The organism is Bradyrhizobium oligotrophicum S58 (genome assembly GCF_000344805.1).
GTDB lineage: Bacteria > Pseudomonadota > Alphaproteobacteria > Rhizobiales > Xanthobacteraceae > Bradyrhizobium > Bradyrhizobium oligotrophicum.
In genome coordinates this window covers 4984243-4997452 of record NC_020453.1, presented here as the reverse complement: position 1 = coordinate 4997452, position 13210 = coordinate 4984243, and the positions used below count along the sequence as shown (strand labels likewise).

Genomic DNA, 13210 nt, shown 5'->3' with positions numbered 1-13210 from the left:
CTGTTAGTTCGCAACATTGGTTGACTCATTCAGGAATAATTAGTTTCAGCGCTACAATACTCGAGCACCGGTCAACGTTCGAGGATTGCATGTTGAAGTTTGGTGGCTTGAGAACCCGGATCACCTTCTCTGGTGATCGGTGCCGCTGCGACGGCCTTGTTCGTGCTCGTGGTCGCCATGTGGATCATCGGCGGCATCATCGACCGCGCCAACGAGCGCGAGCTCCACGCCCAATATGACGCCTTCAATTTGCGTTTGCAGCTGGAGTCGACCCGTGCGGAAGCCATGAGCGCGGTGGTCGCCAAGATTCCCGCCGTCCAGGATGCCATGGCGCAGAACGACCGCGACGCCTTGATGCGGCTGTTCGGCGCGGGCATGGCGAGCATGAAGTCCGATTACGGCGTCGACCAGTTTCAGTTTCACACCCCGCCGGCGACGTCCTTTCTGCGCGTGCACCAGTCGGCAAAGTTCGGCGACGATCTGTCGGGCTTTCGCAAGACCGTGGTGGCGGCCAACGCCGAGCGCAAGCCGATCGTCGGGCTCGAGAGCGGCGTCGCCGGCCTCGGGCTCCGCGGCGTGGTGCCGATCGTCTCGGCCGGCAGGCATCTCGGTTCGGTCGAGTTCGGCCTGACCTTCGGGCAAGGCTTCTTCGACGAATTCAAGCGCAGCCGCAATGTCGATGTCGCGTTTCGCCTGGCCGGCTGGAGGTGGCGGTCATGCGTGGCGTCGGCACCCGTGATGGCGCTGCGGCTGCCAATCTGAATCCGGTTATCCGGCAGCAGCCGGTAGTAGAAGCGCAAGGTGCGCGTGTCGGTGAGTTCGGCCGCGGTGAGCGTGCGTGTGACCAGCGAGTTCGACAGGATCGGCATGCAGCGGCCGGACAAGTTTGGCGTGAGCCCGAGCGACGTATAGGCGCAGGTGGCGATGCCGACGCCGTTCACACCGACAGCGCCACCGGGCGTGCGCAGCACGAACTTCCCGTCGCGTTGCTCGATGCGCTGGACCGGGCTTGCGGGATGGACCCGCGCGCCGAGCGCGCGCGCCATCTGCAGATAGCCGAAGGCGAGCTTGGCCGGATGCACGCCTGTTCCAAGCGGTGCACCGCGCCGACGGCCTCGGCCTCGTTGACGAAGTCGTTCGCCAGTTCCTCATGCGAGATCACGTGCGAGGCGTAGCCGAACACATCGTTGAGTACTTTTGATTCCGCTGCGATCTTGTCGAGATTGCGCTGGCGGTGAGCGATGTAGAGGTGACCGCCGCGCTGTGGCTCGACGTCGACAGGGCTCGATCGCACCAGTTCCTCAAAAGCCTCGAGGCCCTCGGTGACCTCGGCGTGCATGCGCTTGGCGATGTCGAGCCCCCAGCGCTTGATCCATTGCGAGCGCGTCAGGCGTCCCGAGGCATTCTGTGCCTGGCCGCCATTGCGGTGGGCGGCGTCAGCCCGACGCCTGCTGCCAATGCGGATAGGTGACGTAGGCGGTCACCGCACCCTCGTCATGGGAGCGGATGGTGACGGCGGAGCCCTTCGGCATGTGTACGATCTCGCCTGCGCCGGCGGTCACCGTGCTGCCGTCGGAAGAGACCGACAGCTGCCCCTGGAGCACCACCATGACATCGTCCACGGCGATCGTCTCGACGAGGCTCTGGTTGGGCGCGTAACGCCCGTAGCCGATGCTGACCGGCGCGCCGTGTCGCTGGTCGATGACATTGGCCGCGAACACGTCGCCGTCCTGTCCGGGCGAGCGCGCGAAGGAAACGTCTGTCAAAGCGAATTTGCGGACAGTCATGCCGGCCTCCGGTTCTGGCGCCGGATGTGCACTCGGTCCGGCTGCCACCAACGCCGCTCTAGCGTCTTGGTTCGAATTCGCGGGAGGATGATGAGCGCCCGCCCTGCTCGGCGAGGCGGGCAAGGTGCGAAGCGCCGTGCCCTACCGCTGGTGGTCACCGACATCGGTGGGCAGCTGCGCTTTGTCGACGCTACGGACCGAGGCCAATTGATCAGCTCTGCTTCCCGACAGGGCTCGGCCAGATTGCACGACGAGCAATTTTCCGCATGGCCGTCATGCGGCGACTGCCCGTCGTGCCAGTTTGTCGCGGACTTATCACTTGCACCGTCGGGCAAATCACCTGCACATTTCCGCGCATCCCGGCTCGCTGAAGAGGGACGTTTCGCGATCGTCACGAGCGTCGAGCCGGAGATGCGATGGGCGCGTTGCTCTGCAGCCTGGTGTCACAGCCGGGCCGACGAACGGAGCGATGCGACGGCGAAATGGTGTGGTCCTGGCATCGCGGTGCTGATGCCAAGCCGGTGGTGATGATGATCCGCTGGCGACGGGGGCAAGACAGCCGATCCCCGGGGAGAGCGCCTATAACCCGCAAAACCGTCGCGCAGGGAAGGCCGGATATTGGGCTGAACCTGTGGTTCTGCCGCGTGCTTTTTGTTGCACGCGGACCGCGGGTATCAGCCGATACCCGGTCTTCCCTGCGCCTCTTCTTGAAGAAGAGGTTCACTTAGGACCACAACTCGGGTGGAGATCGCCGCGAGATGGCTCAGCCATGCCCGCCGTCTGAAACGTATGACACGCGTCCGTGCGATGTCCCGCATCAAGTAGGCCCGGGCAGAGTGATCTGCGGCCTGTCTGACGGCGTCGCCGTCGCGCTGCAGACATTTTATCGGCAGTATGCGTCGACGTCCAACATCGACGCCGGCAAGCCGCTGCAATTCGGAATAGAAGACATGCCGACTCTCGAGTGGGGTCAACGTTGGGCGCCGACCGGAGAGCCAAGACCACGCAAATCCAACAATGTCGTGCGAGCGCCTGATACGGCGTTCACCGCGGCGACGCTCAAGGGGGAGCGATATAGCCGTACCAGGCGGCTTTGACCGGATCGGCTCGCAGCGCATGCGTCATCTTTACATAGAGCTGGCTACCCCAATCATAGTGCCAGAACGTGAACGGATCGTTCTCGAAGCCCGCGCTGAGCATGGCCCAATGGAGCAGGCGCCGATATCTCAGTCGGGGGTCGTCATCAGCGATCTCCCCGCGCGCGAGTTTCCGCTCGAAATAATCCGTAGCGGCGACGTCGTTGATGTCCTCGAAACGGCCGCCCAGTTCGCAGTAATCTCCGGATTGCAGGTCGCGCAGCGCCAGGTCGACGGCAGCGCCAGTCGCATGGGTCGGCCAGGTTTCCGGATCATCTTCCCTGAAATCGCTGGGATCGACGGCATGCTTGAGCGCCTGCGCGCGCCAGGTCGCCGGCGTTCCGTCGGGCAGCGCTCGAGCTGCTTCGCGATAGAAGAAGTCCCACATGCCTTGCTGGCAGGCGAGCGTGCGATATCCATCCCAAACGATCAGCTCGACGCGGTAGGGCCGGAGCAGGTCATTGACGTCGGCCAGCATGCCGGCAACGGTCTTGCGCAGCCAGACATCCTTGCGTGCGCCAGGCACCGCTCCGAAATACGGCCAGTTGCCGCCGTCGGTCCGCGCGTGATGGGCTTCATAGGCGACGCCGACGGTTTCCAGCCTGACCAAAGGCTCGTTCCGGCGTGGGTCAGTCGAGTCGAAGGGGATGCGCGTATAGCTCCCGGCATAGACCTTCGGCTTGATGATGGGGACTTCATACGCAAGATCGAAAATCGACGCGGTCATTGCCAGCCTCCCTCGGACCCCAGCCGATCGTCTGATCGTTCATTCTTCGAGAACGGCCCGCTCGACCACCTGCATTCTTTCCTTGAAAAAGCGGCCTCCATAGAGGCCCTCCTGAAGGATCGCGCGATGCAGCACCCGTCGCCCGGAAGGGCGCAGCGCGTCGAAGATCGCTGCGAGTTCATCCGGATCATGGGACAGCAGCCGCGAGATCAATTTTCCCGTGGCTTCGAATTCGCCATCGCGCAGGAAGGCGATGAAGTCCGGGAGACCGGCGAGGCTCGAAGCGTTGATCTCGCTCTCGATCTGGGGAAACGTGCGTCCGATCGGGCGCTCGACATTCACGATCAGCAAGACGTCGAGGCGCTCGACACCGGCGCCATCCAGAAGCTTCGTGATCACGGCGAGCTGCGTGCCGGTAACGTTGATGTCGTTCACGAAGATTACGCGGCGGCCTGCGAAGTTGGAAAGATCGTAGCGTGCGGGCTGATCGCGCGCCAAGTGAAAGTGCTGCCGGGTCTTCAGGTCGTGCTTGCTGTAGTCGTTGTAGCCCTTGAAGTCGGCCTCGCTGTCGATTGGTTTCCTGGAGCCCTGAATCTGCATCGCGTCGAGGCGCAGGGTCATGCCGGGCGGCAGGGCTTTGGCGATCATGCCGTAAGCCGCGCGGCAGACCAGATTGGCGCCGCACGGCAATCCCTGCAGCGGTGGCGATGTCAGCACCCAGTCCTGCTGGTGCCGGGGCGCGTCGCGCATGGCCTGGTGAGCCATCGGTGCGAGCAATCCGGCGAAGTGGTCCACGCTTTTTCGGTGGCCGAGTTTCATGGCCGGGTAATGCGAGAGGAGTGGGACACCCGGGTCAAATGGATAAGTGCGGATGGTGTGCAAGGCTGAGATCACGCGACCACCATGTTGTCCTCGCGCATCGCCTCGCCCGACGGCTGCGGCCGTGAGGAGGACAGCTCGTGTGTGCGCCCCGCGCCTGGCTGGCGCGGAGCGCAGGGACGGCCGGTCAGCGTCCGGCAAGAGCTGCGTGCAGCTTTTCCAGACGGCTCTTGTCGAAGCCGACCGGGAAGCCCCGCGCGGCAGGGGCGGTCGCCTGGACCGCGGTGGTGGGTACCGCAAATTCGGGCTGCGCCACGGGGCCGCCGCTCAGTGTGAAGCTGAAATCGGTGCCGCCGCGCTGGGCCCGGCCATGGCAACCCATGCAACCGCCCATATTGGTCCGCGTGAACTGGTTCGGCGGGACCTGGCCGCCGGGGGGGCCATAGATGTTGAAGGCGGGGCCGGTCGACTTGCTGGTGTTCGGATCGATCTCGAACGCCGATTTGAAGAACAGGCCGTTATTCGCATTCGGATAATAGAACAGGCCACCGAAGAACTGCTGGAGCGTGTTGTCCGTCTCCACGACGCTGTTGGCGAGGCTGAAGGTCGACGAGAGCCGGCTCGAATTCTTGCCGCTGGTGTCGATGTCGCTGATGTCGAATGGCTGCCACTGGACATTGACCAGTTTGTAGTTCTGCCATATCGGCGGAGCGCCGTAGCTCGAGAGCGCAGCGTGTGCCGCTGCATTGACCTGCTGGATTTGCGGTGGAATCGCGAAGTAGCGCTTTTTCACGCAAACGCCGCTATTGGCCGGCGGAACGGGGTCGCCATTGAGGTCGAGGTCCTGGAAGTACAAGCTGCTCTCCGGCTTGCAATAGGCCCCGGTCACCTGGACCAGCGGCAGCGTTGCACCGGATGGTGGCGTCGGCGCCGGGGGCTGCGCCGGAACGCCCTTGGGTTGATCCGGGCTGTAGTACTTGTTGTTGACGTCGAAGTAGTTAAGCCGCGGATTCATGGCGTCGCCCGGCGGCGCCTTGACCTCCGCGCCGTTGTTGTTCTCGACCGGAGTTCCGTTCTGGTTCAGGATGTTGCTGGTATATTCGAACGTAGCGAAGATGAAGTTGGGTGCAGTCGGCGTCTTCTGGATGATGTGAAGCGCGATCAGGGCCCAGGTCTGCTCGCGATAGCAGGCGGTCTGGGTCCCCGCGCCTTCGTCGTAGAAGCGGACGGTCTTCGTGTGGAAGCTGGAGGCGTTCTCGCTCGGCGCCAGCTGTCGCCACGCCGCCTTCACCAGAACGGTGCCGGCCGGCAACGCGATGGTGGGTTGCGGCGGCGGATATTGATTGTTCACGGCGGCGGTGTTGAAATTCGATTTCGCCGTCACGAACGCCGCTCCCTGGTACCAGAACGTGTTGGCCGCCACGTAGTCGTAGAAAGTCCGGTTGCCCTTGGCCAGGAACCGGATCAGTTGCGGCTGGGCGTTGGCGTTCTGGGCCGTCGGCTTTTTGATCGAGGACGGCAATACGCCCGCGAGCATCGAGTCCAGGCCGATCTGGGTGATCTCGTCCAGATTGACGTAGGCCGGCGTTGCCACCGCGCTCTGCGCCGGGTTCTGGCAGGGAGGCACATTCAGCGGAGACCCGCCGGGATTGTTCTGCAGCGGCGGACCATTCGGAGGGGACGTTGTCGACCGGGTCCCATAGACATAGGCCGGTCCGACATCGAAGCCGTAGTCCTTCGTCGGATCGTTGACATAGCCCGGTGGGTCGCCGACGCCCGGGAAGGTCTCGACCTTGGAACGGTAGGTTTCCCAGACGACGGGCTGGTTCGCCTGGTTGGCACCGCTGCTGTCGTCACCGAACCTCTTGCTGTTGTCCGGCACGCCGCGGGTCTGGGATCCTGCTACGCCGGTCTGCTTCGCCGCCGGCCAATTGAGCGCGATGAACTCCTGCCATGCGAACACCGCAGCGTCGGTAATGGTCGCGTTGCCCGCACCGCCCGGAATATCCGCCGGCAATTGCGAACTCAGCGTAGGAAACCTGATCGCCGTCTCCGCCTGGGCGTAGCAGGCCGTGCCGTCGCAACAGAGCGCCGCCAGGGCGACGACCGCGCCGAGACCGGCCGCTGCCCGCAGCGGCGCAATGACCGGACTACCGCATTTCATATCGCTCGCCATCATTTGCTCCTCTGTGAGCTGTCGAATCTAGACGCTGACGCCTTCGGGATGTCGGGTCTCGAGATCGCTCCAATAGTCGTCGCGCAGCACCTCAGCAGGCAGTTCGCCGGGTGCCAGCGGCCGATCGACCACTTCGACGTTGAAGTTGCGGGCAAGCGGCGCGGCCCAGATGCGGGTCGAGAGCGTGACCTTGAAAATTTCGAACTGCCGCTTGTCCTGTTTGGTCTCGGCGGCGGTTCCAAGCCGGTCGGAAAGCTCGTAGAACGCCCGCGGCACGAAATCCTTGCGGAGCTTGACGGACGCCGTCCTGCGGCCATCGCTGACCCACCATTCGAACTTCATCGAGCTGTTGCACTTCATGCCGCAGTCGGCTTCGAGAACCACCCTGTAGCGGTCGCGCCCGACGACACCGGTGACATGGTCGATCGCGTCGCGTACGCCCGGCCCGGGGTGAGCACCGACGACGTAGAGATTGTCGCGGCTCCACAGCCCATCTATCGACAAGGCTTCGGCCGCGGCTTGCATGGCGCGGTAGCCGACCGCCGTGCCCCACCACAATGAACCGACATGCCTGGTCATGGCGCCGTCGTAATCGATTTCCCGGATCTCTCCGCGGTCCATGATACGGACCATCGTCGCATCGACGGGCGTGATGGCAGCGGCGTCAGTGCTCGGCATAAGAGAGCCTCTCTCTATCGTTCCAGTCCTGGTGCTGCGCCGTCTTGCGCCGGCTCTAGCAAATCCTCGGCAGCTGCTCGCCAACCAGCATGTCGACGATGCGGCGCCCACCAAACACGGTGTGCATGACCACACGTCCGGGCCGCCCGTCCGTGGCATGGCCGATGATGGCGCTGTCGCGGCCGAGCGGATGGTTGCGCATGGCGGCGAGCGCCGCTTCGGCCTGATCCGGCGGCACCGCGCACACGATCTTGCCCTCATTGGCGAGGTAGAGCGGATCAAGCCCCAGGATCTCGCAGAACCCCCGGACTTCGTCGCGCAACGGCGTGCGCTCTTCGTGAATGAGGATGCCGACCTGCGACGCTTCGGCGATTTCGTTGAGCACCGTCGCGATGCCGCCGCGCGTCGCGTCGCGCAGAAACCGCGTGCCGGGAGCTGCGGCCAGCAAGGTGCCGATCAATCCGTGCAAGGCGGCACAATCACTCTCAAGCGGGGTCGATAGCGCCATGTCGCCGCGCGCGTTCAGGATGGCTGCGCCATGATCGCCTAACAGGCCGTTCACCATGATGACGTCGTCCGGACGGACGCGGCCGACGCCAAGCTCGATGCCTTCGCGAATGACGCCGATTCCCGTCGTGTTGATGAACAGCTTGTCGCAGGCGCCCCTGTCGACGACCTTGGTGTCTCCCGTGACGATCGAGACGCCGGCCGCGGCCGCGGTACGGGCCATCGAGCCGGCGATCTCTCGCAGTGTATCGACGTCCAGCCCTTCCTCGATGATGACCGCGCAGCTGAGATAGAGCGGCCTGGCACCCCCGACCGCCAGATCATTGATCGTGCCGCAGACCGCCAGCTTGCCGATATCTCCGCCCGGGAAACGTATGGGATGGATCACATAGGAGTCCGTCGTCATCGCCAGACGGTCGCCATGTGCTGTCAGTTCGGCGAGGCGGAAGCGCGCCTGGTCTTCCATCGTCGAAAGTGCCGGGTTGTCGAATGCGGCGACGAAAACGTCGTCAATGAGGTCTCGCATCGCCTTGCCGCCGCCGCCATGGGCCATCGTGACATTGGGGACGTGAATGCGGCCCAGTTGACGACGGGGCGCGGACGAGGCGGGCGTGAGTTGGACGACCGTCATGACCTTGTCCTCGCCATCATGGGTTCGACGGCCTTGACTTCGGCACGCCTGGCATGGATTTTTTCGACATCGCCAAACTGGTAGTACGCGGCGCAGGCGCCTTCGGACGACACCATCAGGGCGCCCAGCGGTGTTTCCGGCGTACAGGCCGTGCCGAACACCTTGCATTCCCAGGGCTTGATCACGCCCTTGAGGACTTCGCCGCACTGGCAGGATTTCGGATCGGCGATCCTGGTGGAGCGGATGGCGAACTTGGTCTCGGCGTCATATTTCTCATAGGGTCTGCGCATCCGCACGCCGGAGTGATCGATGGAGCCGAGACCCCGCCATTCGAAGAACTCGCGCAGCTCGAACACCTTGCCGATGGCATCGAGCGCGACGGGGTTGCCGTCCTTGGGGACGACGCGGGCGTACTGGTTTTCGACTTCGGATCGTCCTTCATCGAGCTGTTTCAGGACCATCCAGAGGGCGTGCAGGATATCGAGCGGCTCGAAGCCGGCGACGACGATCGGCTTGCGATATTGTCCGGCGATGAAGTCGTAAGGCGCATTGCCGATCACCATGCTGACATGGCCCGGCCCGAGAAACCCGTCGAGTTCGAGTTCAGGGGAATCGAGGATCGCCTTGACTGTCGGAATGATGGTGATGTGATTGCAGAACAGAGAGAAGTTCGTAATGCCCTCGGCTTCGGCTCGCAGCACCGTCATGGCCGTGCTCGGCATGGTCGTTTCGAATCCCAGCGCGAAGAACACGACCTCCCTGTCCGGGTTCTCCTGCGCGATGCGCAGGGAATCGAGCGGCGAATAGACCATGCGCACATCGGCGCCCTCGCTCCTGGCCTGCAGGAGACTCTTCTTCGACCCGGGAACGCGCATGGCATCGCCGAAGGTCGTGAAGATGAGGCCGGGGATTTCCGTCAAGGTCACGCAATCATCGACCCGCCCCATAGGCAGCACGCAGACCGGGCAGCCCGGGCCGTGCACGAGTTCGATCTCGTCGGGCAGCATGGTCTCGATGCCGTAGCGGAAGATCGCGTGCGTGTGTCCGCCGCACACTTCCATGATCTGCAATGGGCGCGCCTTGCCGCTCTGCAGCCTCGCGGAAAGGCCGGTGATTTCCTTCAGCAGGTTTCGCGCCTTTTCCGGATCCCGGAATTCGTCGACATATCTCACGCCAAACCCCTTCATTCATTCGCGCGCCGCCACCGACAGCGAGCCGCGGTCATCAGCCAGCAGCGAGTGCACCAGATCCCAGAGGATGTGATAGATCGTCACGTGGCATTCCTGGATGCGATGAATGCTGTCCGCCTCTACGATCAGGCAGTGGTCCAGCCCGATCGTGGCCATTGCGCCGCCGCTCATTCCGGCGAGCCCGATCGTTGTCAGCCCCATCTCCTTGGCCTTGATGAAGGCCTTCACCAGGTTCTTCGAATTGCCGCTGGTCGACAGACCGATCAGCGCGTCGCCGGACCTGCCTTGAGCGATGATCTGGCGGACAAAGATGTGCTCGAAGCCAACGTCGTTTCCGACTGCGGTCAACATGGTACGATCGGCGCTCAGATCGATGGCCGTTAGAGCCGGGCGGCCCGCCGTTACGGGATGCTGGAACTCCACGGCAACATGCGACGCGTCACAACTCGATCCGCCGTTGCCCATCGAAAAGAGCCTGCCGCCACGCTGATACATGGCCGCAATCGCGCCTGCGGCGTCGATGACCGCCTGGGCGTTCTTCGCGAAGAACGTGCCAATCACGTCGCGATGCCGGCCGACCTTCTCGCCAACCGCCTCCAGAAGCGCGGCGTTCATCGCAAGCGGCTCCTGCTTCCTGCCGTGCAGGAACGGATAGAGGGACCTCAGCGTATCGTTTTCGTCGCTTGCCATGATGCGGTCTGCTTCACGCCGTGCCGGCCATCGCGGCCAGCTCCTGTTGGACCTCGCCGAGTTCGTTGAGCACGCGGAGTGTCGCGGCGGCCTCGTCTTCATCGATCCGGCTCATTGCGAAACCGACATGGACCAGAACCCAATGACCGACGCAGTCCTCAACTGGCCGTGCATCCTCGACGACGCAGGCGACATTCACCTCGCGCTGCACGCCGCTCACATCGACCATTGCGAGTTTGCGCGCTGCGTCCGTAATTCGGATGATCCGGCCCGGAATTCCAAGACACATGGTGTTGTTCCCATTTCCCGAAGGTTCAGGCGGCGGCTCGCATGGTGATCTCGCGGGCTGCCGCGATGGCCGCCTGTCCCAGCGCCAGCCCGCCGTCATTCATCGGGACTTGCGACTGAGTGAGACACGTCAGCCCTTGGCTCTCGATCCGGCCCACGCAGGCCTCGAACAGTGTCTTGTTCTGGAAGCAGCCGCCCGTGAGCACGATGGTATCGATCGGCTCTGCGCGTGATTGTCGTGCGAGGCGCACCGCCATGTCAGCGACCGATATCGCCAGGCCGAGATGAAACCGCGCGGAAATGACCGGTGTCGGCGTCTCCGACCGCAGGTCTTCGAGCAAGGCGCGCCACATGGGACGGGGTTCGAGGATTTCGTGGCCGGTCTCCGGCGGCGTCTCGCAACCGAACGCATAAAAGCCGAGCGACTCAGCGGCGGCGCGCGCCCGATCGTCAATCAGGTCCTCGAACATCATCGCAGCCTGGCCTTCGAACAGCGCCACCTCCGGACAAAGTCCTGCTGCCGCCGCCGCGGCGTCGAACAGCCGGCCGCATGAGCTGGCCAACGGCACGTTGATGGCACTGGCCAGCATCCGATCGATGATCGCGCGTGGCTTGCCGGCGAGATAGCGCGCGAGGTTCAGGTCGCCGAAATCGCGCTGGAATTGCTCCCAACCGAATGCCGCCACCAGATGCGCGTAGGTGTTGCGCCAGGGTTCGCGAATGGCCTGCGCACCGCCGATCATCGCGACCGGCTTGAACGCCGCCAGGCGCTGGTAACCGCAATAATCGGCGCGAAGAAACTCTCCGCCCCAGAGCGTGCCATCGACGCCGAACCCCGAGCCATCAAGCACCACGCCGAGCACCGGCGCGGCTGCAAGCTCTCGGCCGTTCTCGGCCAGGGCGCTCGCGATATGGGCATGATGATGCTGGATCTCGTGCAGCACGGTCGCGTCGTCACCCGACGCGCGCTTCCTGGCCAGCTTGCTCGACAGATACTCGGGATGCATGTCGACCGCCAGGACACGCGCCCGATGGCTGTAGAGTTCGCCGTAAAGCGCGAGGTTCTTGTTGTAGTCGTCGAACGTCGCGACGTCCTCCAGATCCCCCTGATGCTGGGACGGAATGGCCACGCCGTTGCCGATCAAGCAGAAGGTGGACTTCAGCTCGCCGCCGAAGGCCAGGATGTCCGGCGCGTCCGCAAGGCTTTGCGGGAGTGCGATCGGAGTCGGCGCGAAGCCGCGGGCGCGTCGAAGAAGTCTCGCCCGTCCGCTCATGACGCGAACGACTGAATCGTCGATCCGATTGGCGATGTCGCGGTCATGGAGCAGGGCGCCATCGGCAATCCCGGCAAGCTTGGCGCGGGCATCTCGATTGTCGGTGACCTGGGGTTCATCAGAGATATTGCCGCTGGTCATGACCAGTGGACCATCGAAGTTTTCCAGGATCAGCTTGTGCAGTGGCGTGTAGGCCAGCATGAAGCCCAGCGTAGCAAGCCCTGGCGCCACGTTCTCGGGCAGATGTCGAGGTCCATCGGCGCGCAGCAGAACGATTGGCGCGCCCGGACTCTGCAAGAGCTCCAGCTCCCGCGACGAAATTGCTGCGAAGCGCCGGATGACGGCGGTGTCCCGCGCCATCAGGGCAAACGGCTTGCCGAACCGCCGCTTGCGTGCGCGCAGCCGGTCCACGGCGCCCGCATTGGTCGCATCACACGCCAGATGAAATCCGCCGAGACCGCGGATGGCGAGGATCTTGCCGTCTCTGATCCAACGCACGGCCGCGTCGAGCGCTGGGACAGGCGACTCGTCGTCCGGCATGTTTCCGCCGAGCGGCTCGAACCACAGCTTCGGCCCACATTCCGGACAGGCGATCGGTTCGGCATGGAAACGCCGGTCCGATGGGTCGCGATACTCCGCCGCGCACGCCCGGCACATCTCAAACGCGGCCATCGTCGTGTGCGCCCGATCATAGGGCACCGCGGTCACGATCGACATGCGCGGTCCGCAATGGGTGCAATTGGTGAACGCGTAGCCGTGACGTCGCTCGCGAGGGTCGAGCAGCTCGGCCCAGCAGGCAGGACAGGTCGCGGCGTCGGCAGTGACGTTGGTCCGTGTGTCGCCGCCGATGCTGCGCGCAATGCAGAAGTCTTCGAATGTCAGGATCTCATCGAGACGATGGATATCGAGACTTTCGATGCGCGACAGGGGCGGGGGATTCGCTTCCAGGCAACTTAGGAAGCGGGCAATGCGCGCCTGTTCGCCGGTCGCCCTGATCAGTACGCCGCAGCTGTCGTTCAGAACGTGCCCGACAAGTTCATTGTCTCTCGCGAGGCGCCAGACAGTGGGTCTGAAGCCGACGCCCTGAACGGTGCCGCGGACCCGAATCTCAACCGTCTCGACGCCGTGCCGCGGCCTCAATGCTTCAGTGCCGGCCGCGCTTGCGTCCATAGCCCCAATTCCCCTTGTTTGAACACCGGGCAGAGTCTGACGCCGGCATCAACAAACCTAGCGACCTGAAACAGTCGCTTCGGGATCCTTCATAGTTTATACCATAGGTTGTTGTGTTTGTTCCAGTGCAATGTTAG

General features: G+C 63.7%; 11 protein-coding genes and 2 pseudogenes. 1 reads left to right on the top strand and 12 read right to left on the bottom strand.

Going from position 1 to position 13210, the window contains the following annotated elements:
* Positions 1–89: 89 nt before the first annotated feature.
* Positions 90–699 (top strand): annotated as a pseudogene (locus tag S58_RS36765) (cache domain-containing protein); the annotation flags it as partial.
* Between the two features lie 59 nt (positions 700–758).
* Here S58_RS36765 and S58_RS39095 read toward each other — a convergent pair.
* The 12 genes and pseudogenes from S58_RS39095 to hypF all read right to left on the bottom strand — a co-directional run.
* Positions 759–1046: pseudogene (locus tag S58_RS39095) on the bottom strand (FAD-dependent oxidoreductase); the annotation flags it as partial.
* A complete protein-coding gene (locus S58_RS39090) occupies positions 938–1339 on the bottom strand; it encodes an FAD-binding oxidoreductase/lyase (protein ID WP_015667482.1) in 402 nt (133 codons plus the stop codon). The pseudogene S58_RS39095 and the gene S58_RS39090, both read right to left, overlap by 109 nt.
* A gap of 97 nt (positions 1340–1436) precedes the next feature.
* A complete protein-coding gene (locus S58_RS21480) occupies positions 1437–1787 on the bottom strand; it encodes an AraC family ligand binding domain-containing protein (protein ID WP_015667481.1) in 351 nt (116 codons plus the stop codon).
* 1059 nt (positions 1788–2846) lie between these two features.
* Positions 2847–3650: a M15 family metallopeptidase gene (locus S58_RS21475; RefSeq protein WP_015667479.1), complete on the bottom strand. Its 804-nt coding sequence runs from the start codon at positions 3648–3650 to the stop codon at positions 2847–2849.
* Between the two features lie 39 nt (positions 3651–3689).
* Entirely contained in the window at positions 3690–4445 is a 756-nt protein-coding gene (locus S58_RS21470; protein ID WP_244440622.1) for a phosphoribosyltransferase family protein, read from the bottom strand.
* 211 nt (positions 4446–4656) lie between these two features.
* Positions 4657–6645, bottom strand: coding sequence for a hypothetical protein (locus S58_RS21465; protein WP_144058368.1), 1989 nt, complete (start codon positions 6643–6645; stop codon positions 4657–4659).
* A gap of 27 nt (positions 6646–6672) precedes the next feature.
* Positions 6673–7323, bottom strand: coding sequence for a hypothetical protein (locus tag S58_RS21460; RefSeq protein ID WP_015667476.1), 651 nt, complete (start codon positions 7321–7323; stop codon positions 6673–6675).
* A 55-nt stretch (positions 7324–7378) separates the two neighbouring features.
* Positions 7379–8461 carry a hydrogenase expression/formation protein HypE gene (gene hypE / locus S58_RS21455; protein ID WP_015667475.1) on the bottom strand — a complete coding sequence of 361 codons (1083 nt, stop codon included), beginning with the start codon at positions 8459–8461 and terminating at the stop codon, positions 7379–7381.
* Positions 8458–9633, bottom strand: coding sequence for a hydrogenase formation protein HypD (hypD, locus tag S58_RS21450; protein WP_042340848.1), 1176 nt, complete (start codon positions 9631–9633; stop codon positions 8458–8460). Before hypD ends, hypE begins: the two co-directional genes overlap by 4 nt.
* Positions 9634–9648: 15 nt before the next feature.
* On the bottom strand, positions 9649–10341 hold the full coding sequence (locus S58_RS21445) for a D-sedoheptulose-7-phosphate isomerase (RefSeq protein ID WP_015667473.1): 693 nt from the start codon (positions 10339–10341) through the stop codon (positions 9649–9651).
* A 13-nt stretch (positions 10342–10354) separates the two neighbouring features.
* Positions 10355–10630, bottom strand: a complete 276-nt coding sequence (locus S58_RS21440) for a HypC/HybG/HupF family hydrogenase formation chaperone (RefSeq protein ID WP_015667472.1) — start codon at positions 10628–10630, stop codon at positions 10355–10357.
* Between the two features lie 25 nt (positions 10631–10655).
* On the bottom strand, positions 10656–13073 hold the full coding sequence (gene hypF, locus S58_RS21435; RefSeq protein WP_015667471.1) for a carbamoyltransferase HypF: 2418 nt from the start codon (positions 13071–13073) through the stop codon (positions 10656–10658).
* Positions 13074–13210 lie beyond the last annotated feature (137 nt).